At 48.6% G+C, this 20,736-nt stretch carries 19 protein-coding genes and 1 pseudogene; 5 read left to right on the forward strand and 15 right to left on the reverse strand.

Going from position 1 to position 20,736, the window contains the following annotated elements; translation table 11 throughout:
- Positions 1-181, reverse strand: a pseudogene (locus A1359_RS17125) (type I-F CRISPR-associated endonuclease Cas1f); the annotation flags it as partial.
- A gap of 1,012 nt (positions 182-1,193) precedes the next feature.
- Between A1359_RS17125 and A1359_RS17130 the strand changes: the two are divergent.
- The 4 genes from A1359_RS17130 to A1359_RS17145 are packed head-to-tail and all read left to right on the forward strand — an operon-like array spanning position 1,194 to position 3,645.
- The gene (locus tag A1359_RS17130) at positions 1,194-2,060 is read left to right on the forward strand and encodes a prepilin peptidase (RefSeq protein ID WP_066985999.1); all 867 of its coding nucleotides are present in this window, start codon (positions 1,194-1,196) and stop codon (positions 2,058-2,060) included.
- Positions 2,061-2,063: 3 nt separating this feature from the next.
- On the forward strand, positions 2,064-2,675 hold the full coding sequence (gene coaE / locus A1359_RS17135) for a dephospho-CoA kinase (protein ID WP_066986002.1): 612 nt from the start codon (positions 2,064-2,066) through the stop codon (positions 2,673-2,675).
- The gene (zapD, locus tag A1359_RS17140; protein ID WP_066986005.1) at positions 2,672-3,442 is read left to right on the forward strand and encodes a cell division protein ZapD; all 771 of its coding nucleotides are present in this window, start codon (positions 2,672-2,674) and stop codon (positions 3,440-3,442) included. The genes coaE and zapD overlap by 4 nt, the downstream gene beginning before the upstream one ends.
- A complete protein-coding gene (locus A1359_RS17145) occupies positions 3,442-3,645 on the forward strand; it encodes a DNA gyrase inhibitor YacG (RefSeq protein WP_066986009.1) in 204 nt (67 codons plus the stop codon). The genes zapD and A1359_RS17145 overlap by 1 nt, the downstream gene beginning before the upstream one ends.
- Before the next feature lie 7 nt (positions 3,646-3,652).
- On the opposite strand, the gene A1359_RS17150 is transcribed toward A1359_RS17145, so the two are convergent.
- The 4 genes from A1359_RS17150 to A1359_RS17165 are packed head-to-tail and all read right to left on the reverse strand — an operon-like array spanning position 3,653 to position 7,088.
- Positions 3,653-4,588: a Nudix family hydrolase gene (locus tag A1359_RS17150; protein ID WP_066986013.1), complete on the reverse strand. Its 936-nt coding sequence runs from the start codon at positions 4,586-4,588 to the stop codon at positions 3,653-3,655.
- The gene (gene argJ / locus A1359_RS17155) at positions 4,589-5,803 is read right to left on the reverse strand and encodes a bifunctional glutamate N-acetyltransferase/amino-acid acetyltransferase ArgJ (RefSeq protein ID WP_066986016.1); all 1,215 of its coding nucleotides are present in this window, start codon (positions 5,801-5,803) and stop codon (positions 4,589-4,591) included. It lies immediately after the preceding gene.
- A 20-nt stretch (positions 5,804-5,823) separates the two neighbouring features.
- Positions 5,824-6,048, reverse strand: a complete 225-nt coding sequence (locus A1359_RS17160) for a sulfurtransferase TusA family protein (RefSeq protein WP_066986019.1) — start codon at positions 6,046-6,048, stop codon at positions 5,824-5,826.
- The gene (locus A1359_RS17165; RefSeq protein WP_066986021.1) at positions 6,045-7,088 is read right to left on the reverse strand and encodes a tRNA (5-methylaminomethyl-2-thiouridylate)-methyltransferase; all 1,044 of its coding nucleotides are present in this window, start codon (positions 7,086-7,088) and stop codon (positions 6,045-6,047) included. Before A1359_RS17165 ends, A1359_RS17160 begins: the two co-directional genes overlap by 4 nt.
- Before the next feature lie 135 nt (positions 7,089-7,223).
- On the opposite strand from A1359_RS17165, the gene A1359_RS17170 reads away from it, so the two are divergent.
- Entirely contained in the window at positions 7,224-8,381 is a 1,158-nt protein-coding gene (locus A1359_RS17170) for a PilT/PilU family type 4a pilus ATPase (RefSeq protein WP_066986024.1), read from the forward strand.
- A gap of 83 nt (positions 8,382-8,464) precedes the next feature.
- On the opposite strand, the gene A1359_RS17175 is transcribed toward A1359_RS17170, so the two are convergent.
- The 10 genes from A1359_RS17175 to sucC all read right to left on the reverse strand — a co-directional run bounded on the left by A1359_RS17175 (position 8,465) and on the right by sucC (position 20,717).
- Positions 8,465-9,133, reverse strand: coding sequence for a hypothetical protein (locus A1359_RS17175; protein ID WP_066986027.1), 669 nt, complete (start codon positions 9,131-9,133; stop codon positions 8,465-8,467).
- Positions 9,134-9,361: 228 nt separating this feature from the next.
- On the reverse strand, positions 9,362-9,682 hold the full coding sequence (locus tag A1359_RS17180) for an NGG1p interacting factor NIF3 (RefSeq protein WP_066986030.1): 321 nt from the start codon (positions 9,680-9,682) through the stop codon (positions 9,362-9,364).
- 10 nt (positions 9,683-9,692) lie between these two features.
- Positions 9,693-9,845, reverse strand: coding sequence for a hypothetical protein (locus A1359_RS22905; RefSeq protein WP_198159393.1), 153 nt, complete (start codon positions 9,843-9,845; stop codon positions 9,693-9,695).
- Between the two features lie 203 nt (positions 9,846-10,048).
- Complete coding sequence (locus tag A1359_RS17185) at positions 10,049-15,190, reverse strand: RecQ family ATP-dependent DNA helicase (RefSeq protein WP_066986033.1); 5,142 nt, start codon at positions 15,188-15,190, stop codon at positions 10,049-10,051.
- A 143-nt stretch (positions 15,191-15,333) separates the two neighbouring features.
- Positions 15,334-16,428: a hypothetical protein gene (locus tag A1359_RS17190; RefSeq protein WP_066986035.1), complete on the reverse strand. Its 1,095-nt coding sequence runs from the start codon at positions 16,426-16,428 to the stop codon at positions 15,334-15,336.
- A 3-nt stretch (positions 16,429-16,431) separates the two neighbouring features.
- Positions 16,432-18,057: an NAD+ synthase gene (locus tag A1359_RS17195; protein WP_066986038.1), complete on the reverse strand. Its 1,626-nt coding sequence runs from the start codon at positions 18,055-18,057 to the stop codon at positions 16,432-16,434.
- A complete protein-coding gene (locus tag A1359_RS17200; protein ID WP_066986039.1) occupies positions 18,057-18,359 on the reverse strand; it encodes a type II toxin-antitoxin system RelE/ParE family toxin in 303 nt (100 codons plus the stop codon). The genes A1359_RS17195 and A1359_RS17200 overlap by 1 nt, the downstream gene beginning before the upstream one ends.
- Positions 18,356-18,571, reverse strand: a complete 216-nt coding sequence (locus tag A1359_RS17205) for an addiction module protein (RefSeq protein WP_066986042.1) — start codon at positions 18,569-18,571, stop codon at positions 18,356-18,358. The genes A1359_RS17200 and A1359_RS17205 overlap by 4 nt, the downstream gene beginning before the upstream one ends.
- 65 nt (positions 18,572-18,636) lie before the next feature.
- The gene (gene sucD, locus A1359_RS17210; protein ID WP_066986045.1) at positions 18,637-19,503 is read right to left on the reverse strand and encodes a succinate--CoA ligase subunit alpha; all 867 of its coding nucleotides are present in this window, start codon (positions 19,501-19,503) and stop codon (positions 18,637-18,639) included.
- Positions 19,500-20,717 carry an ADP-forming succinate--CoA ligase subunit beta gene (gene sucC, locus A1359_RS17215; RefSeq protein WP_066986048.1) on the reverse strand — a complete coding sequence of 406 codons (1,218 nt, stop codon included), beginning with the start codon at positions 20,715-20,717 and terminating at the stop codon, positions 19,500-19,502. Before sucC ends, sucD begins: the two co-directional genes overlap by 4 nt.
- Positions 20,718-20,736 lie beyond the last annotated feature (19 nt).

Below are 20,736 nucleotides of genomic sequence, written 5' to 3' on the forward strand. Positions count from 1 at the left end.
CTGTGCCCAATAAAATCACAGTTGTATTGGCGATGGGAATATTCCAATACTGGTTTTCATCCTTGGATTCTGTCAGATAGAGTACGCGACCATCTTTTTGCATCACTCGGCACTTTTCCAGGTAATAAATATTGGCCCGTTTGGAATGTAATATGGCTTTTAAATCGGTTAATTGATCCATGATCCTTTGGACTGTGATGTTTGCTGAGAGATTGGAAATAGTTAAGTTAGTTGATGCCCGTTAAGAATACAAATTCAAGTCTGATTGGGTGATAACGCTGACGGCCAGGTTTGTCGGCCCAGTCGTCCGCAAAGTTTGTGTAATAGCTGGATTACCTTTATAGAATTCAATCAAAATATGCATGCCGCACAGGATCAAAAATAGATACTAAAAAAATAGAAAATCATCAACTTAGGATTTCGCCAAATTTAACTTCCGCTTATGATTCCCATGCTTTGCGTCAATGCCATTAAGTTAAGAAAAAGCTCCCTCTCCTGCTGGAGAGGGTTGGGGAGAGGAGATTTATAATAAGGCAAAAAAGCTTTATTTAATCCCCTCATCCTAACCTTCTCCCGGAGGGAGAAGGGATTGTTCTTCCTTAACTTAATGGCAGTGACGCGAAGCGTAGGAACGATGCGAAATCATCAACTTAGTCGGCTATAGCGGATCTTACTTGAAATCTTTGGGATTAACATTAGCCCCACTCATGGGCTATAATTAACAATGATAAAAACATTTTAAATTTTAACAAGTTATCTCTTTGCGGGTATTTTTTGTAAGATTGAAAAAGTAACTTACAGCTATAAAATTTGCTCGGCAATTTGAGTGATCTGAGCAGATGCTGTTTTGTGTTTCACTTTTGCCGAAATAAGCTTGAATTTTGAATAAATTAGCCGATCTTGTCGCAAACTTGAAAAAAGATAACTATGAAGAAAGACAAGCCAGAAAAAAGAATGCAATCATTGGCTTAGGATATGGTTGGAAATAACATCCCGAAATCCAAGCGCATCGTTCCCACGCGGAGCATGGGAACCATAAGCGGAAGTTAATTTTGGCGAAATCCTTATTTATATTTAATGCAACTGAAATACATTTTTCCTAAGGTTTTGTAGAAACCTGTGCAACCCACAATCCGTTAGCGGTGCTTGGTTAATAGGTATCGCTGCAAAATAAACACACTTCATTTCAGGCCATGCTACAGACAATCTTACAACAATCACCGACTTTACTTATTTGCCTGGTTTCTATTCTGGGTTTGTTGGTAGGCAGTTTTTTGAATGTGGTCATCTACCGTTTGCCGGTGATGATGCAAACCGGTTGGCGGCGGGATTGTTTGGAATTTTTACAGCTGCCGGCTGAACAGCCGGGGGAGCGGTTTGATCTTATATTGCCCGGTTCGCGTTGCCCTAGCTGCCAAACCGAAATCAAAGCGTATCAAAATATCCCTGTGTTCAGTTATCTTTGGTTGCGTGGCAAGTGCGGGCATTGTGCTGCAGCTATTTCAATGCGATATCCTTTGATTGAAACCTTTACCGGAGTATGTTCGGCTGTGGTGGCATGGCATTTTGGTTATGGTCCTGCCATGTTATTTGGCTTATTACTGACCTGGAGTCTGATCGCTTTAAGTTTTATCGACATTGATCATCAATTATTACCAGATTCTATTACCTTGCCGATGTTATGGCTGGGTTTGTTTTTAAGTCTGTTTTCGATTTATACCGATAGTCATGCCAGTATTATCGGGGCAGTTGCAGGCTACTTAAGTCTTTGGGGTGTATATCACTTATTTAAAATACTAACCGGTAAGGAAGGTATGGGTTACGGGGACTTCAAATTACTGGCTTTGTTGGGCGCATGGTTAGGCTGGCAGTATTTGCCACTAATTATTTTGTTGTCGTCTTTAGTTGGGGCGGTAATAGGTGTGCTGATGATCGTATTTCGTCAGCATGATGCAGCTAAACCCATTCCATTCGGGCCTTATTTGGCCGCAGCTGGCTGGCTGGCATTGATATGGGGTAATGATATTAATGATTTTTACCTGAATTTTGTCGGGCTTTAATTCATGTTAAGAGTAGGCCTGACAGGTGGCATTGGCAGCGGAAAGTCGACAGTTTGCGATTTGTTCGCTGAATTAGGCATGCCCATAGTCGATGCCGATGTGATTGCCCGCCAATTGGTGGCGCCAGGTCAACCCGCTTTAACTAAACTGGCCGAGGTTTTTGGTCTATCTATCATTGAGCAAGATGGCTCGTTGAATCGCGCTCTACTCAGGCAGCTGGCTTTCAGCGATTTGCTCAATAAGCAAAAGCTGGATGCGATTATGCACCCGCTGATTTATGCCGAAATCGAAACACAGATAGCGAATTTGCAAACAGCTTATTGCATTATGGCAATTCCTTTATTGTTAGAAACGCAAAAAAAACATGCGGTGGACAGGGTGTTGGTGGTGGATTGTCCACCATTTATTCAGTTAAAGCGTGTGATAGCCAGAGACAATGTCAGCACTGAGCAAGCCGAAGCTATTATCGCTTTGCAAGCCGCTAGAGAGACCCGTTTGGCTGCCGCAGATGATGTAATCGATAATTCAGCCAGCCAGACCGGCCTTGCAGAACAGGTCAAAAGTCTGCACAATTCTTATCTTTTATTAGCCACCTCAGGGATAACTTCGGCTTGAATACGCAAACGATTTACGAATTCCCACTTAACGAACGAATTCGGGTGTTTATGCGCCTGGAGCAATTATTCCAACAGCTTAGTCATTTCATGACAGGCAGCTCAATTTTTGACAAGCGAGCGGCCATTAACACGTTGTTGGATATTCTGACCATATTTGGTCGTAGTGATCTTAAGTCTGAATTGATTAAGGAACTGGAGCGACACGCCAAGGTGCTGGGTCATTTGAGTAGCAGCCAAGACGTTGATAACCAGAAACTACAAAGCATTCTCGCCGAACTTGGTCAAGCCAGCCGCAATTTGTATAACACCACCGGCAAGGTGGGGGCTAGTGTATTGGAGAGTGGTTTGTTTCAAAGTATTTCCCAGCGTAGCGCCATTCCAGGTGGTAGTTGTTCGTTCGATTTGCCGGCATTTCATTACTGGTTGGAACAGAGTCAAGAGGAGCAGCAAAAAGATTTAGATCAGTGGATGCAACCTTTTGTCGATATCCGTATTGCGATTGACCTTGTTTTGGGATTCATTCGTCAAAGCAGTATGCCAAAACAGGAAATTGCCCAAGCAGGTTTTTTTCAATTGGCATTGGACCAAGCCCATCCGGTACAATTATTGCGCGTGGGTATACCGGTTTCGGTGCATAGTTTTGCGGAAATCAGTGGTGGCAAACATCGGTTTAGCATACGGTTTCTTAAGCCGTCTAATGATGAAAACCGGCCCGTTCAAACTAAGGATGATATTTCCTTTACCTTGTCACGGTGTGCAGTTTAATGACTGATCAGCAAGTTTTTTCGGTAGCTTGTCCGACCTGTAAAACCCCAGTACCGTGGGTGGCAGAGCAGCAATTTAAGCCATTTTGCAGTTATCGTTGCAAACTAATCGATTTAGGCGACTGGGCTACCGAAGCGCATAAAGTGCCTGGAGAACCAGCTTTGCCGGACTTCGATGCAGATCAGCCGGATTCTGAGTATTGATTAAGCGTTAGCTCAAAAAGGCGCTAATGCCGGCGATGCCTTGGCCGCCGGCGTGCAAAATCTGATTAACATCCTGCATATTCAAGCCACCTAAGGCGAACACCGGCAGATTCACTTGCTCGATTAATGCCGTCATGTTCTTCCAACCTAATGACATGGCATCGGGATGCGTTGACGTAGGCAATATCGGCGCCAGCACCACAAAATCCACACCAATATTTTCCGCATGTTTCAGCTCTGGCAAATTATGGCAGGAGGCTGCCACCCATTCATGAGCTTTTGGGCGGGTTTGACGGGCAAGCAGTGCCCGGCTGCTAAGATGAATGCCATCGGCTGTTGCATGAGAAAGCGGCAGATCGGAATTGATCAACAAACGTATGCTGTGTTGCCGGCATTTAGCCCACACGGCACGGTATACCGTTTCGATTTCAGCATGCGGCAGGGATTTGATTCGCAATTGCAGCAAGCTCACCTGGTTTCGAATTATTTTATCCAGATGGCCTAAAACCTGTTGTGTAGTATGGCCTTCCAGGATGGCATAACGATCAGGTAGGCGAGAGGCGGTAATAATGGGCAGATTGGCCGCCGGAAAATCGAATTCAGATAATTGCTGCGGCGTAACCCATTGCATGGCTTGGCCCTCAAGAGCCGAAGCAAGACCGGAAAACCGCTTAACTTGCCAAACATCCAGTAATACAGCTAGATCGGGATACTGGTGGTTGATTTTAATCAACGGCTGGGCGTCGAGTACATCAATGCCGACTTCTTCCTGTAATTCTCGCTGTAAAGCCTGAAATACGCTCTCACCCGGGTCCAGTTTGCCGCCAGGAAATTCCCATAACCCACCCTGATGCACATGCTTGGCGCGCTGAGTTAGTAAAATTCTACCATCGTCATCCCGCACGACGCCGACGGCGACATGTAAGGCCCTGCAGTTTGTCATTTAGGTGCGGTATTCAGCGTTGATACGTACGTAATCATAAGAAAAGTCACAAGTCAGTACTTCTTCGCGTGCCTCGCCGCGACCAAGACGAACCGTAACGGTTATCTCCTCCTGATTCATTACGCGTTGGCCATCTTGTTCGGTATAACCTGGTGAGCGGCCACCGTTTTCAACGATGCAAACCGTGCCTAGATAAATTTCGATTTTATCCAAGTCCATGTCTTCTAGGCCTGACCGGCCTACTGCAGCCAAAATTCGGCCCCAATTAGGATCGCTGGCGAAAAAAGCCGTTTTTACCAGCGGTGAATGGGCGATAGTTTTGGCAACTTGTACCGCCTCGGCACTGGTTTGCGCTTGTTCAACGACAATCTTGATTAGTTTGGTCGCGCCTTCACCATCGCGAATGATTAATTCTGCCAGGCGCTTGCAAACCGTGGTTATGGCGGCCGCAAACTTGGCATATTCCGGGGTGTCGGCCAAAATCTCAGCCGCGTCGCTGCAGCCGCTGGCTAATAATACACAGGCGTCATTAGTTGAAGTGTCGCCATCCACGGTGATACGGTTGAACGAGGTCTCGGCAGCAGCCGATAAGCATTGTTGCAAAAGGGCGGGCTCGATTTTGGCATCGGTAGCGATAAAACCCAGCATGGTGGCCATATTAGGCTGGATCATACCGGCACCTTTGGAAATGCCGGTGATAGTGACCGGACAGCCTGCGATTTCGATAACCAGCGATGCGCCTTTGGCAAAGGTATCTGTGGTCATGATGGCGCGGGCTGCCCTGTCCCAATGGGTTTCATGTAGATTTTCGACTGCTGCAGGAAGCGCTGCAGTCAGTTTTGACACTGGAAGCGGCTCGCCAATCACGCCGGTGGAAAAAGGCAAAATCTGTTGAGCAATACCTTCCACTTCGCCGGCCAGTGATGCGCAGCTGGCAAAAGCGTCTTGTAAACCTTGCTTGCCGGTGCCGGCATTGGCATTGCCTGAGTTAATCAGTAACCAACGAGGTTCTTGCGTCAGATGGTCGCGGGCGATTAAAACTGGTGCTGCACAAAATGCGTTTTGGGTAAACACTGCAGCACAACAGCCTGTGTCTGCCATTTCGATGACTAAAATATCATCACGCTGAGTTTGTTTAATGCCGGCATTGCTGGTACCCAGTTTGATACCTTTGACGGCATGCATGATGGGGAAATCACATTGTCCTACTGCCATGTCTTCACCTAAAACTAAAATTAAACTACTTCTAAAACAATGATATATTCGCCGTCGTCGGCCTTTGTTTCCAGTACTTTGTGGCCGTTTATACGGCACCAGGCTGGAATATCCTGCATCACGCCAGGGTCTGTGCACTCGACTGTCAGAATGTCACCGTTTTGCAGTGTTTTGACTTTATCTTGTGTGCGAATCACCGGTAACGGGCACAGCAAGCGGCGAGCATTTAAGGTTTCATGACTCATACAAACCACGCTGCGGGGATTTGCTCTGCCGTTAAAGGCTTGACTTGTATATTGCGCTCTTCACCCTGTTGGTTGCGTAGGGTGACTTCAACCATTTCAGCCTCGCGACCCTGTCCGTAACGGGCAGTAATTTGCCCGGCTAGGTACAGGTCTTCTTCTGTCGGCGTACCATCAATTAAGGCTAGCGGCCCACGGTGGCTAGCGCAGTTCATGCTGATAAACTCTTTTTTATAGCCACTCAGAAAGCGTGCCTCGCCATCTTCACGGGCAATAATAACTTTGAAATGCGGTTTAGGGCGAATATGTCGGCCCACTTTCAATAACATCACATCGTCTAGCTCATAGTCGCGATTGCCGCGCGCTTGCCATAAATCCACCAGTTTTTTGGAATAAGCTGCATCGGTCAAAAAACAGCAACCGCCAGCCGGTTGAGCGTAATCGGTGAAATTATATTCTTTGGCCAATGCCATTTGCGGCTTACGGGAGCGACCGCTGAAATCGAACATTTTTTCACGGCTGATCCAGTCTTCCCTCTCAGGTAGTGTAGCTGGAAGGTTTTGCGCAGACAACGGTCTGACCAGTAAATCGTTAGCACCGGATTCGGCAGAGACTATCGGCATAGTTTGTTTGCGCTGCGACATCGGGCGTTGACCGACTACTTCGCCGGTGATGATAAAATCGAAGCCATTTTCCGCCATCCATTGTTTGGCTTTGTTGACCATGAAAATCTTGCAATCCAGGCAAGGATTCATGTTGGCACCGTAGCCATGCTTAGGATTAAGTAATACCTGTTTGTACTCTTCAATCACATCGATGATGTGCAGCTTTATGCCGAGTTGTTCCGCTACCCAAAGTGAATTATTGCGCTTGGGTTTGTCGGCATCCTGTTTGCGAATAGCGTGAGTGTGGCCCTCTACGCAAAACCCGGTAAAAAAGTTGATACCTTCGACATGGATGCCTTGTTCCAGGATAGATTGAGTGGCTAACATGGAGTCCAGGCCGCCGGAAATTAGCGCCACGGCTTTTCGTTGTTGATTCATAACTGCAATAACACGTGTTTCAAAAAAAACCTATTATACGCGATAGCTGTTCGGCTTCACTTGCTTCAACCTACCTTAACTTACGCCGCGATTAATCTACACTTAATTGCATTCTTACAAACACCAGAGCTGATTATGGAATTTAAAGATTATTTGAAAATATTGGTGCAGCACGACGGCTCCGATTTATATCTGACAGTCGGCGCTCCGGCGGCTGCGAAATTTCAGGGGGTGCTGAAGCCGATAGAAAACGTCAAGCTTAATAATGAACGCCTGAAAGAAATAGCCGACAGCATTATGGATGCCGATCAGCGCGCCAGTTTCGAACATGTGCCGGAAATGAATCTCGCCATCAGCGAAACCGGTATCGGTCGCTTCAGGGTGAATATCTTTAAACAGCGCAATTGTTATGCCTTGGTGATACGCAATATCAAAGTGGATATTCCTAATGCCGATTCCCTGGGTTTACCGCAGATTTTGAAAAGCAAAATCATGGAAAAGCGCGGTTTGATTTTATTTGTCGGCGGTACCGGCTCCGGAAAATCGACTTCTTTGGCCGCTTTAATCGATCACCGTAACAGTAACGCCTCCGGGCATATCATCACGATAGAAGACCCCATCGAGTTCATCCATCCGCATAAAAAATCCCTGGTTAATCAGCGGGAAGTGGGGGTGGACACCTTAAGTTATGAAGATGCGCTGAAAAATACTCTCCGACAAGCGCCGGATGTAATTTTGATCGGCGAAATTCGTAGCCAGGAAACCATGGAACATGCATTGGCTTTTGCCGAAACCGGTCATTTATGTTTGTCCACCCTACACGCGAATAATGCTAACCAAGCATTGGATAGAATTATCAATTTTTTCCCGGAAGAGCGCCGTCCTCAACTGTTAATGGATTTGTCTTTAAATTTACAGGCCTTTATTTCCCAGCGCTTGGTGCCAACCGTTGAAGGTAAACGCGTGGCAGCTATCGAAATTCTGCTGGGTACCAAACTGGTCAGTGACTTAATTCACAAAGGCGATGTTCACGGCATCAAAGAGGCGATGGAAAAATCAGAGAACATCGGCATGCAAACTTTCGATAGTCATTTAATGAGGCTATACAAAAGCGGCGTGATTTCGTTGGAAGAAGCTTTAAGTAACTCGGATTCGCCGAATAACCTCAAATTAAAAATCAACCTCAGCGAGGGCTTAGGTTCTGCGACCGCACCCAAAGTCGAGGGCGCAAAAAGCACTCAGGCCTCGTTATCTCTGGAGTCGATCACAAAAGAGGAGGATGAACCAGAATAAAGCTAGTTAACCAGGCGATTTCCTGCGAAAACATAGCGAGTCATTTGGCTATATTGACACTTGGAAATCGCCCAGGCTGCACATTATTCCTTTGCTGGTTGGCAATTAAATGTAAATTTTTCAACTTCACCGCCAGCAGAGAGTGTAAAAATAATCGTATCCCCCGCTTTAATATCATCTGCAAAACCGATCTTTAGAATACCTGAATAACTTGCCTCGGGTTCAAGGGTATGCTGTCTCAAATAAGTTGAATTTAACTGCGTATAAGTCAGCTTATCAATATTTTCTTCATGTGATGCTGCACTTTGGCTGCCTACAGAATAAAACAATCTCCCAATAGAATAAGCAATACTACCAAAAGGGATGAAGCCAGTGCCAATGCTGGCTGCGGTACTGCCGACTTGAGCTGCCGTCTCATATCCTCCATCAGCGGCTTCCTTGGCTAATTGGTCAAAAGTATAAACAGTGCCTACTTCTGATGTATCTGAAGCTACTAAATCAACTGTTAGATTTTTCTCCGAAAATAAAATGCTTTCATTCGTTGTATTGGTTACAGTAAGGCTAATAAGAATTTCATCCAAAGAGTAATCGAGAATAGTCAATTCGGGTTTTAAAACCGTTTGAGAATTTAATTTAATGTTACCCCTGGCATAAGTAACGGCTTGATTATTAGTAACTATAGGATCGACCTGAACTCTGCTGGCTGAACATCCTGTTAACAAAATAGCTAATAATAAAAAAGTTATTTTCATTCTGATATTGGAAAGTTTGACTGCGGTTTATGGATTCAAAAAATCCATTTTGTCATGATATTAACAGCATACTAGCATCTATTCCCAGTATTGTTGGCTATCCTTGGCTTTAATAAAAATAGACAAGTTCCAAAGCGATGATAACAGGTGTCAGTTAGCTGATTAGTCCTTTTCCATTGACTGACACAGACATAACAGATTGATTTTATGAAAATTCTGCTGATGGCATTACAAGTCATCAGCAGTCAAGATTTTATAAGTTGCGTAGGCGGGTCGTTGATAAGGATGAGCCGCTAATAAGGCAGCAATAGCAGGCTTGATATGCTGATCCAGACAAATCATTTCCACTTTGTATTCAGCCACGGTTTCTAGCTGGTCTATTTTTCCCTGGTAGGGCTGGCTGGTAGTTAACGGCCTAAATTGACCTTGCCCTAGTGTTTGCCAGGCACTCTGGTCATAATCTTTATATTGCCCAGCACCTGCGGCGAATAAGGCGTTTTTGACTAGTTCCAGATGGCTGGCGGGGACGTAAAAACTTAGCTGATACATGCGTGTAAGCTTAGCTGGCGCTGGTTAGTAAATACAGACCCCATAATACAACCAGCACAGTCACATCCTCCAGCATGTTAATTGCAGATTGTCTAAATTGACGGCTGCGCATGGCTATTTGATTGGATTTTTGGTCTCGCATATGAACGTATTGTTTCATCATGATGTTGTCTCCTGATGGAATCGCTTAGTTAAGCAACGGTTATGTTGCGGGCTTAGGCTTTTAACGGACTTAGCTTGAGATCGTTGGGTAGGTTCAAGCTGGCGCTAAAATGTTCTCAATTTGTTTTTGATAAGTATAGACAGAAACAAAAAAAGAACAAATAGTTTTTTTATCCGTTTTTTTTTGTAGACTCAAAAGCAGGCTTAAGCTGAGTAACTGATTTCCGGCAGCACGACTTCCCAAAAATTGCAGCGCAGGTTTTTAGAATCGGTGGGGGATTTATGTCTAGCGAGGATAGCAGCAACCTTTACAGCGCTGATTTTACCGGCTGGTGGCGAAAAAGCCTGGGCCATGCGAGTGACGGTTATTCCCTTAACTGTTGCCAGTTCCCAGCCAGTTTTACCGTCTGATCTGGCTTGTAAAATCAATTCACTACCGACATCCAGTTCGGCAATGGCAGCATGAATGGCTTTATCCGCGGCGAAATAGCCGGGCCAGGATAATACGACTTGCTTAGGATTCGCCATCCAGCAGCGTTGCCCTAGTGCTTGATGCGGTTGAGTGGGCGTAGGCTGCGATTTTAGGCAAAGTTCTTCACAGTCGCGGATAAAGCCGTGCGGACTGTCTTGTCTGGCACATAGGGTTAAGGTTAGGCGGGCCCGGGTCATGGCCACGTAATACAAGCGCCGTTCTTCGTCGTTAGTGATTTCCCAGCCGCCAGCGTCCATGATCAGCACATGATCGAACTCCAATCCCTTGGCGCGATGGGCGGTCAGCAGTTGCAGCGGCGCATGCTGTCTGTGGCTGGCCGCAGATTGGCTGCCGGAACGGAATTCATAAATCGCATCAATGACATCGGTTACTCGAAGCTGACAACCCGGCGTGGTGGATTCGCACTCAATAATGAATTGAGCCAGCATTGCCCGATAGGGATGTTCGATAAGATCATTCACCTGTAGTCGATAACGGCGACTGAACCAACGTGACAGTAAGCCGTAACGTAGCAGCAAGCGAGGTTTTCGTTGGCGTGTCTGCGGGTTGTTCAATAGCGATAGCAAGCTAAAGCCTTCACGAGTGCTGTGCAAGTCAAGCAAGTAGTCGTCTTTCAGCAATTGCACAGGGATGTTTTTTAGACGACACAAGGCCGCCATCGGCTCCAGCGCCTGCCAATTTCTGGCGATTACCGCGTAGCGACCCCAGTGGCTCATCTGGCCAGCGTTTTTCAGTTTATTCAATCGTATCAATTCGGCCAGTGCCAGCTCGACCTCAACAAATAACTGCGGCGGCGTTGCTATGATATGCACCCGGCCTTGAGTCAGGCTATCCAGTGCCGCAAACTCACCGCCGTCCGGCGCGTCGCGGCGAGCGTAATCGACATGGATATTCTGCCGGGTTTTCATGCGCTCTCGGGCGGGAGCGATAACCCGATTGGCGCAATGAATAATCTGCGCCGTGGAGCGGTAATTCTCTAGCAGATAATAGGTCTGGGCTTGATAGTCGCTGGCGAATTGTTTAATGAAAGTTACATTGGAACCGCTGAAGGCGTAAATATTTTGATCGTCGTCGCCGACTGCCAGCAACCAAAGCTTATCATCCTCACCAGCTAGCGAACGTCCGGCCAGCGCGCTGATCAGCGCGTAATGTTCGGCATTGATGTCTTGATATTCGTCAACCAACAAATATCGCAAGCCCGCTAGTAAACGGTCGCGATGAGTTGATAATGCTATCTCATCGCTAGCGGCTGCTTTGGTTAGTTGTGCCGTGGCGGTTTTAATCGCAGCAGGAAAATCGATAGCTTCCCCGCGTTCGGCTGCTACGGCATAACTAATCCCGGTCAAACGCATGGCCAAACCGTGCAAGGTTTGTATGCATACGCCTGCCGCATCGGCACCGACCAGCGCCCACAAGCGTTGGCGAATTTCAACCGCTGCCGAACGGTTGTAGCTCAACACTATGATCTCTTCCGGTAAAACCATGCATTCGCGCAGCAACCAGGCGACCCTATGCACAATGACTTTGGTTTTGCCTGAACCGGGACCGGCCAACACCAAATGATTGCCTTCCATAGGCGCTGCTACGATGGCTTGTTGTTGCGGATTTTTGAGGTCGATCAGGATGCGTCTATGCGAGGCTTCGGTGGTGGCTATTTCCAGAATATCCTGCCGACCGGCAAAGTAGCGGCGCACAAACAGGTCTCTATCCATGCCAAAATAGTCGACAATAAACGTCATTGCGGCTTGAATTTTACCCATTGCCAATCGGGCATATTCGGCCATCACATGTACCTGGATGATTTTGTCTTTGTAATGCAATGCCAGCTCGGCGTAATCCGATTTTTTAAACTGTCGCCGTCTGGCCTCGGCATTCAGTTGTATGTTCATCGCTGCACGAAATATCGCTTTGCCGCGAGCCAGATGCAGCACTTCGTTGCTATCCAGATAGATCAAGGTAGCTGCCAAGGCCAGATTCCAGTCGTGCACATCCAAATCCTGCAAGGTCAGGTCAGTCTGTAAAGCGGCTTCCAGGTCGCCCTGTTTGCAGGTGACTAGCAGATTGTTACCTTGCCGTTTAGCGATAAAGTAGCTGACTAAGGCTTGCGCCAAACGCATACGCTTCTGCCGGATAATGTCGATATCCTGCCAACTGCGCAGTAGCTTCACACGCCGACTATCCAACCCAGCTGGACGCAAGGCGAAAAAACCCCGTTGACCGGCACCGCTACCAAAAGCTTCGGCAAATGATTTCATCAGCCGCGACAGTTTATCCGGTTCCAATTCAACGCCGGCGTCGCGTCGCAAGCTATCGCATAAATACCGCATATTCAGGATTTGCCATTCCTCTTGATCGGCATCAGGCGCGGCTTCGCGTAAACTGGCAATCAGGGCGTCTTCCAGCTTACGTAAGGCTTCGAGACGGTCAACGCTATCGGGGTCGCGGTACAGCAAGACACCCAGTTCGGTATCATTCGACAGCAGTTTCAGTCTATCCAGATCACGCAGCATTTGCTGCACCTGATGTGAATCACGGCCGGTGGTCAGCATTAAATCATCGGTACTGATGCCTTCGTCGTCTTCGCTATAAAACAACTGGGACAGTATGTTGATGTAAGGCTCGATGTCGGTATTCGGCCCCAACTTTTTCTCCAGCAAGGTCCGGGCTTCATCCAGTGTAGCGACTTGCAAACTGCCGGGAAAAACACGGATATGATTTTCCTGTCGCTGCAATAATCTAGCTTCTTCCAGCCAGGATACCGCGATGCGGACTTTGGTGTCGGCATCGGCGGCATCAGGATCGATGCCGTGTTTGTCCGGAATTTCCAACAGGATTTCACCGCTGGTCACTACTACCGAGCCTTCGCTACGGTCTTTCTTTTCTATGCTTCTAAGGGCTTTCAGTATCGCGTAAATATCGTGTTGAGTGAGGCGGGAATTGCGCAGCAGCCGAAACTGTACATCCAGGTCGGTATCGTCAAACAGCAATATGCAGCGCGCCGGTGACTGGTCGCGACCGGCGCGACCGGCTTCCTGCAGATAATTTTCCAATGAACCCGGCGTATCCAGATGTATCACCAGCCTAACGTCGGCCTTGTCTACGCCCATGCCAAATGCATTGGTGGCGGCAATCACGCGGAGTTCACCGGCGATAAAGGCTTCCTGTACCTGGCGTTTTTGTTCCGGCAGCATGCCGCCATGAAAATAACCGCAATCCAGCTCGGCCTGTTTTAGAAATTCGGCCATTTCTTCGACGGTTTTCTGCCGCGCACAAAAGACGATGGCGCCACCGTCGTCACGTAAGGACTCTTGCAGCAAGCGTAACACTTCCGGGTATTTGGCTTGCGCGGGCACCGCATGCACTTCGTACAGTAGATTGTCTCTACTGACGCCACCGGTCAGTGTTATCAATTTAATGCCCAGCCGATTATGAAAATGCTCGACGATATCGTGCACCACATCCGGCTTGGCGGTGGCGGTAAAACAAAAAACCGGCGACGGCGTGTCTTTTTGCCGGGTTTTGATGAAACGGGAGACGTACAGGTAATCCGGCCGAAAGTCATGTCCCCACTTGGATAGACAGTGGGCTTCATCGAATACCCAGGCACCCACTTCTCTATGCATGAGTGCCTTGGTAAAGGTTGTGCTGCGGAATTGTTCCGGGGCGACGAAAATCAAGCCCAAATCACCCAGTCGCAACTTATCCAGCATCATGCGGCGTTCCAATGGATTGAGCAGGCTGTTGAGGTAACCGGCGCAAGTGATGCCGTGTGCTTCCAGATTATCGACCTGGTCTTTCATTAAAGACTGCAAAGGCGAAATTACCACGGTCAGACTACCGTTACGATAAAACCTGGCCAGGGCCGGTAATTGAAAACACAATGATTTACCGCCGCCCGTCGGCAGAATAGCCAAAGTTGGAGTGCCGGCAAAGCCATGTTCGACAATCACTTGTTGCAACGATAAGCCATCCGGGGTGGTGGGGGTGGCTCTAAACTGAGTCATGCCGGGAAAATAACGCGGCAGTAGTTGGTGCAAATCATGCTGTTCCCGGCACCAGGCACATGCCGGGTCGATGCAACGCGTGTCACGTAACAGCGCGATTAGACTGCGGGTTTTCGGAAACGCCAGGCTAACCCAGGGCGGTAATACGGAATTAGCACCGGCAACCCGCAACCAAGTCAACACATAAGCCAGTGGTTTATGCCAACTTGGATCGGACAGGTATTGATTTATCAGCTGCTGTTGGCCGGTGATACAAACCTTGCCATCAGTTGCACGCTGCCAGGCGGCTTGGGTTTCCGTCAACGTTGGACGCAAAGCTGCGCGTAAGGTAGCAAAGAAATTCGCCTGGCCTTTACCGTTTTCCGCTGTCAATAGAAAGTGAAGGCACAGAACTTCTTCAGGATGATCCAACACACGTTGCCGCAAGGCTTGATCTTGATCCATAAACAGTTCGTAGGCCAGCTCGGCGTCACGTACCGGGTCGTTACGGGTGGTGGTGCACAGCTTGTAGTCTTTTACCAGGCGATGATAAGGATTCTGCGGAAACGCGATCGGCGATAATTCCAGCGTATCCACCAATGGCAAGCCATGTAATGCCAAGTCAGGATGGAGTAATGCCAATGCGGGCTGGTCAAAGGCAATCACATTATGGCCCAGCACAAAAGCCGCGCCGTCAGTCATACGATCCAGTTTGCTAACAAAATCAGTAGCTTTGCCGGATAACCGCAAGCGAACATCGGTATCGGGCCGATAAGCGCCGATTTCGCGTAACTGTAAGCGGTCTTGGCGGGCGGTTTCAATGTCTATACACAGGCACTTGGCTCTGAGTTTGCCCGGGAAGTCAGCCATTATGTGGGGTAAAGGGAATGTTTAGTGAGTGTTTTGGTTTTTGCCGGAATGCGGGTTAACTATAGTCAAGCTGCCTGGACATGACAAATCAAAGGCTGTAAATGGAGAGCAGGCCAGGGTTTGTAACCCCGGCCCGCTAAGGTTTATGAAGCCTGACCTGCGTTATGCTTAATGTAGCTACGAACGATTTTGCGTAAACCGTTGGCTGAGATCTCCAAGCCAAACGGCGAGCCTATGGATTCGACTTCGTACATCAAATCAGTCGCGGCAATCAAGGTTAAATAACGCAAACTCTCCGCACCGGGTAGCTGTTGGGATACGCTGCGTAACAAGGGGGCCAGTTGATCCCAGGATTCGTTGATAAATTGACGGACGGGATCATGGTCTTTTTCGTGGTCAACGGTTAAGCCTTGTTCAAAAGCTGTGCCGGCATTTTGTAAAACATTGTGCAGGGTGTCGCGGTTGGCAGCCATTTCATTCGTCAGCGGCAATTGATCTATACCTTTTTCTAAAGAGGCTTGCCAGTCTTGCCAAATGGTTTGCCATTGCAGTAATTCATCAGCACTGAGGGCGTCTACCGGATGGGTGTCAGCAGGTTTTACATTGGCCTTGAAGCCCAGGTTAAGCAAGATATTTTTGTCATCGACTTTAACACCGTTAAAACGCAGGCTGTTGACCGCGTCATGCAGTTGTTCGCTGTCTTCTGCCGGCACATAGGGCAGCAGGGTTTTGATGATGTCGTCACGCGATTTGTTCAGGTCTATTTTTAAATCGGCTAGTTTAGGCGCTACCACTTGCTGCAACAGATCCTGCAGCTGAGCAATATCAAGTTTTTGGCCTTTGCTGTCGAATGCGTTAGTGCTGGTGACTGGAAAGCTGAGTACGGTGCCGGTTTTATCCAGCGTGGGTTTTTGCAGGGTTTCTAAAATGCCATTCCACTTCACCAGCGTCATGCATTTGCCACCCATTTTGGCGCCGAATTTAGCATGCACATCGTTATCAATTTTGATTTGTCCGTTTTGTCCTGCAATTTGCGGATTAGATAAATCCAGGAAACTACACTCTTTGCCGTCTTTCCATAAGCGTGCGGATTGCCCTTCACCGGTGAACAATTGGCTGATCAGCACATTGCGAATCAGACCATAATCCAGCGGCACGGTTACGTTGACTTCGCGGGCCAGTGTATTGGCAGAGATTAACAGGCCAAGGCTGATTAATAATGGACGAAATATGAACATGATTTACTCCTGATTGAGGCTGGCAGTGCCGCGGTATGCCGATGATATCGGATACCGGCGGTCGCGGCCGAAAGCTCTGGGTGTGATGCGGATGCCGGGTGGCGATTGGCGACGTTTGTATTCGTTGCGATCCACCAGGCTGATGGCGCGTTGCACCGCATCCAGTGGGTAACCGAGTGCAACGATGTCAGCGGCGGATTTATCCTGTTCGATGTACAAGGCCAAAATCGGATCCAGCACCACATACGGCGGCAAAGAGTCTTCGTCTTTTTGATCGGGCGCAAGTTCCGCAGACGGTGCACGAGTGATAACGCGTTCCGGAATCACCGGCGAAATCGTGTTGCGATATTCGGCTATTTGGTACACCAATAATTTGGAGACGTCTTTTAGCGGCGCAAAACCGCCGGCCATATCGCCGTAAAGGGTGGCGTAGCCAACACTCATCTCGCTTTTGTTGCCGGTGGTCAGTAATAATTTACCTTGTTTATTAGACAAGGCCATCAGTAATACACCCCGGCAGCGGGCTTGGATATTTTCTTCGGTGGTGTCTTTTTTACTGCCGGCAAACAGCGGGGCCAGCATGTCGTTAAACGCATTCACCGCCGGCTCGATCGGAATGGTGTGATGCTGGATGCCGAGTGCATCGGCTTCTAAAATGGCATCTTCGTTACTCATATCCTGAGTATAACGAGAGGGCATTAAAACTGCTTCGACTTTATCCGCCCCCAGTGCATCTACCGCCAAAGCTAGTACCAGTGCCGAATCAATGCCGCCGGACAACCCCAATAAGGCGCCCTGAAAGCCGTTTTTACGCACGTAATCCTTAATGCCCAATACCAGTGCTTTGTATTCGCTGACTACCGGTTGATAGAGCGGTGCAATCGTGTTGGCTTGGGGTTGCTGGTCGACAAATTCGACGATACTGAGTTGTTCGACAAATTCCTCAGCGTGAAACACAATTTCTCCCTGACCGTTGGCGACAAAGGACGCGCCATCAAAAATCAGCTCATCCTGACCACCAATTTGGTTGACGTAAACCAGAGGCACGCCGGCAGCTTTGATTTGTGCGCAAATAACGTCTTCGCGTTGCTGCATTTTGCCGGCATGAAACGGCGAGGCGTTTAAGGTGAGGATGAGGTCGGCACCGGCATTGCGATTGTTGGCAATGATGCCGGTTTGCCAGATGTCTTCGCAAATTGTCAACGCCAAGCGGGTGTCTTTAATAGTGAACAAACAAGTTTGCTGCCCGGCTTTAAAGTATCGCTGTTCGTCAAAAACGCCGTAATTGGGTAGGGCATTCTTATGGTATTCGGCGATGATCTGACCGTTACGCAGTACCACCGCAGTATTGTAGAGATCGCTGCCTTTTCGCTGCGGATAGCCAATGACCAGATCTATGTCTTGTACTTGAGCGGCAATAGCGTCAACAGCGTGTTGGGCGTGTTGAATAAAATCATCACGCAGTAATAAGTCTTCCGGTGGATAGCCGCTGACGCATAGCTCCGGAAAAACAATGACGTCGGCATGTTGTTGTTTAGCCTGTTCCGCAGCCGAGATGATCTTTGCGCTATTGGCCTTGAGGTCAGCGACCGTGAAATTGAGTTGGGCGAGGGCGATTTTTAATGTCATTACAGGGTATTAGTAAGCTTTTTTCTGATCCATGCGGGGCTGCGACGACAATCCAGAACGGCATAAATTAGAATTGTTTGATTCTCTAGACGGTAATAAAGCGCAAAAGGAAAGCGTTTGGACAGCAAACGGTAAAATCTATCAAAGTAAACGGCATGTACGCCAGCATGAATCAATAAAGACTCGATATCGGAGAATAAGCTGTCGAGAAAATAATCGCCGATGGCTGGGGATTGTTGTTGGTAAAATCGCCTGCCATCAGCTAAGTCTTGTCGTGCAGACTTAAGTATCCTTATTTTCATTCAACGTGATTGCGTAGAGCTGCTTTTGCCGTCTCCCAGTCTTCAAAGCCATCATTGCCGTTGCGAATGGCTTCCTCTCGTTCAGCCAAAATGTCGCCATGCCAGCTAGGTGAAACTATTGAGCCAGTTTTGGCACACAAACTGTCCCATAGTGACTCCATCATCGCCAGCTTTTCTTCGGTACTGAGTTGGTCTAATGCAATACTTACCATGTTGTTCTCCCATTTTGGGCGGTCAGTGAGTGTAGATAATCCGTTATGTAAATTCCAAGACTCAGCTAGAAACAATCCCGCATCGCGATGCCGATGTCCGATGGCGAACTAACCATGTGAACGCCGGCTGCTTGCATGGCAGTAATCTTACCGGCTGCTGTGCCAGTGCCGCCGGTGACAATGGCGCCGGCATGGCCCATGCGTTTGCCCGGCGGAGCGGTTTGTCCTGCGATGTAACCGACCACCGGTTTGCTGACATGGGCTTTGATAAATTCCGCCGCTTGCTCTTCATCACTGCCGCCGATTTCGCCGACCATCACAATACCTTCGGTTTGTGGGTCGTCTTGAAAGCGACTGAGTACGTCGATGAATGTCATGCCGTGAATCGGATCGCCGCCTATGCCGACACAAGTGCTTTGCCCCAAGCCTTGACGAGTCGTCTGATGGACTGCTTCGTAGGTCAAAGTGCCGGAACGGGAGACGATACCGATTTTGCCGGGGGTATGGATATGGCCGGGCATGATGCCGATTTTGCATTGGCCGGGCGTGATGACGCCAGGGCAGTTAGGGCCGACGAGTAAGGCGTTAGTGCCTTTCATGGCGGCTTTGACGCGCAGCATTTGCAACACCGGAATGCCTTCAGTGATGCAGACGATTAATTCGATGCCGGCATCGACCGCTTCTAAAATGGCATCGGCGGCAAAAAACGGCGGTACATAAATCATGCTGGCGGTGGCGCCGGTAGCTTGCACGGCTTGTTGCACAGTATCGAATACTGGCAGATCTAGATGCTTTGAACCGCCGCGGCCGGGCGTGACGCCGCCGACCAGTTTTGTGCCGTAAGCCAGTGCTTGCTCGGAATGAAAAGTACCTTGTTTGCCGGTAAAACCCTGGCAAATGACTTGGGTGTTTTGATCGATCAGAATGCTCATGCGCCGACCTCCATGGATGGGGGAAGTGCGGTAGGGGGTAGGGAACCCCCTACGCCCTCTGCTAGTTTTACAACCATCTCGGCTGCACTGTTTAAATCTTCCGCTGTATGTAAACCTAAACCGGATTGCGCCAGCATGGATAAACCCAGTTCGACATTGGTGCCTTCCAAACGCACTACCACCGGTATGGTTAAATGCATTTCTTCCACGGCGGCCAGGATGCCGGCGGCAATTACATCGCATTTGACGATGCCGCCAAAAATATTAACCAATACCGCTTTGGTGGTGCCGTCGGACAATATCAACTTAAAGGCGGCTTTGACCTTGTCTTTATTGGTGCCGCCGCCGACGTCGAGAAAATTGGCCGGTGCGCCGCCCTTTAATTTGACCATGTCCATGGTCGCCATAGCCAAACCAGCGCCATTGACCATGCAGCCGATGTTGCCGTCCAGGGTGATGTAATTAAGGTCAAACTGTTTGGCTTCCGCTTCCTTGGTGTCTTCCTGCGAGGCATCGCGCATGGCGGCGATATCCGCATGGGCTGGCACGGCGTTGTCGTCGAAATTCATTTTCGCATCCAGCGCCACCAGCTTGCCGTCTTCGGTTTCGATCAGTGGGTTGATTTCGATCTGGCTGCAATCTTTAGCTAAAAACAACTCATACATGCCGGTCATGATTTTTTGCAACTGTCCTTGTTGTTCTTTGCCTAGCCCCAAAATAGCGCCCACCTGGCGGCATTGATAGGCTTGCAGGCCCGCCGCGGGATGTACCGAGACATGAATGATTTTTTCCGGGGTTTCGGCGGCGACTGCTTCAATGTCCATGCCGCCGGCTGCAGAGGCGATGAAAATCAGGCGTTCGCTGTCGCGATCGACCAGCAGGCTGAGGTAAAACTCGTTTTTAATGGCCGAGGCCTCTTCCACCCAGACGCTGTTGACCGGCAATCCATGGGCATCGGTTTGATGCGTCACCATTTGGCTGCCGAGCATGCTGCTGGCGAAATCAGCGGCTTCTTGTGCGCTATGGGCGACCTTGACGCCGCCGGCTTTGCCACGGGCACCGGCATGGATTTGTGCTTTCACTACCCACGCCGAACCCGGCAATTGTTGGGTAATTTGCTGGGCTTGATCAGCTGTAGTAGCCACAGCACCTTGCGGTACTGGAATCGCAAAATCACGAAACAGTTGTTTAGCCTGGTACTCATGGATATTCATTAATGCGCTCCGCTGTAAT

The sequence above is a fragment of the Methylomonas lenta genome (assembly GCF_001644015.1).
In the GTDB taxonomy this organism is placed as follows: Bacteria; Pseudomonadota; Gammaproteobacteria; order Methylococcales; family Methylomonadaceae; genus Methylomonas; species Methylomonas lenta.

Bases quoted from the DNA above. Each gene is read 5' to 3' on its own strand.
- A1359_RS17170 (WP_066986024.1), top strand. From the start codon at position 7,224: ATGGAATTTAAAGATTATTTGAAAATATTGGTGCAGCACGACGGCTCC.
- A1359_RS17195 (WP_066986038.1), bottom strand. From the start codon at position 18,057: ATGACATTAAAAATCGCCCTCGCCCAACTCAATTTCACGGTCGCTGAC.
- sucD (WP_066986045.1), bottom strand. From the start codon at position 19,503: ATGAGCATTCTGATCGATCAAAACACCCAAGTCATTTGCCAGGGTTTT.
- A1359_RS22905 (WP_198159393.1), bottom strand. From the start codon at position 9,845: ATGATGAAACAATACGTTCATATGCGAGACCAAAAATCCAATCAAATA.
- A1359_RS17175 (WP_066986027.1), bottom strand. From the start codon at position 9,133: ATGAAAATAACTTTTTTATTATTAGCTATTTTGTTAACAGGATGTTCA.
- A1359_RS17150 (WP_066986013.1), bottom strand. From the start codon at position 4,588: ATGACAAACTGCAGGGCCTTACATGTCGCCGTCGGCGTCGTGCGGGAT.
- A1359_RS17190 (WP_066986035.1), bottom strand. From the start codon at position 16,428: ATGTTCATATTTCGTCCATTATTAATCAGCCTTGGCCTGTTAATCTCT.
- A1359_RS17130 (WP_066985999.1), top strand. From the start codon at position 1,194: ATGCTACAGACAATCTTACAACAATCACCGACTTTACTTATTTGCCTG.
- sucC (WP_066986048.1), bottom strand. From the start codon at position 20,717: ATGAATATCCATGAGTACCAGGCTAAACAACTGTTTCGTGATTTTGCG.
- A1359_RS17165 (WP_066986021.1), bottom strand. From the start codon at position 7,088: ATGAATCAACAACGAAAAGCCGTGGCGCTAATTTCCGGCGGCCTGGAC.
- argJ (WP_066986016.1), bottom strand. From the start codon at position 5,803: ATGGCAGTAGGACAATGTGATTTCCCCATCATGCATGCCGTCAAAGGT.
- coaE (WP_066986002.1), top strand. From the start codon at position 2,064: ATGTTAAGAGTAGGCCTGACAGGTGGCATTGGCAGCGGAAAGTCGACA.
- A1359_RS17180 (WP_066986030.1), bottom strand. From the start codon at position 9,682: ATGTATCAGCTAAGTTTTTACGTCCCCGCCAGCCATCTGGAACTAGTC.
- A1359_RS17205 (WP_066986042.1), bottom strand. From the start codon at position 18,571: ATGGTAAGTATTGCATTAGACCAACTCAGTACCGAAGAAAAGCTGGCG.
- A1359_RS17145 (WP_066986009.1), top strand. From the start codon at position 3,442: ATGACTGATCAGCAAGTTTTTTCGGTAGCTTGTCCGACCTGTAAAACC.
- A1359_RS17200 (WP_066986039.1), bottom strand. From the start codon at position 18,359: ATGAAAATAAGGATACTTAAGTCTGCACGACAAGACTTAGCTGATGGC.
- A1359_RS17160 (WP_066986019.1), bottom strand. From the start codon at position 6,048: ATGAGTCATGAAACCTTAAATGCTCGCCGCTTGCTGTGCCCGTTACCG.
- A1359_RS17185 (WP_066986033.1), bottom strand. From the start codon at position 15,190: ATGGCTGACTTCCCGGGCAAACTCAGAGCCAAGTGCCTGTGTATAGAC.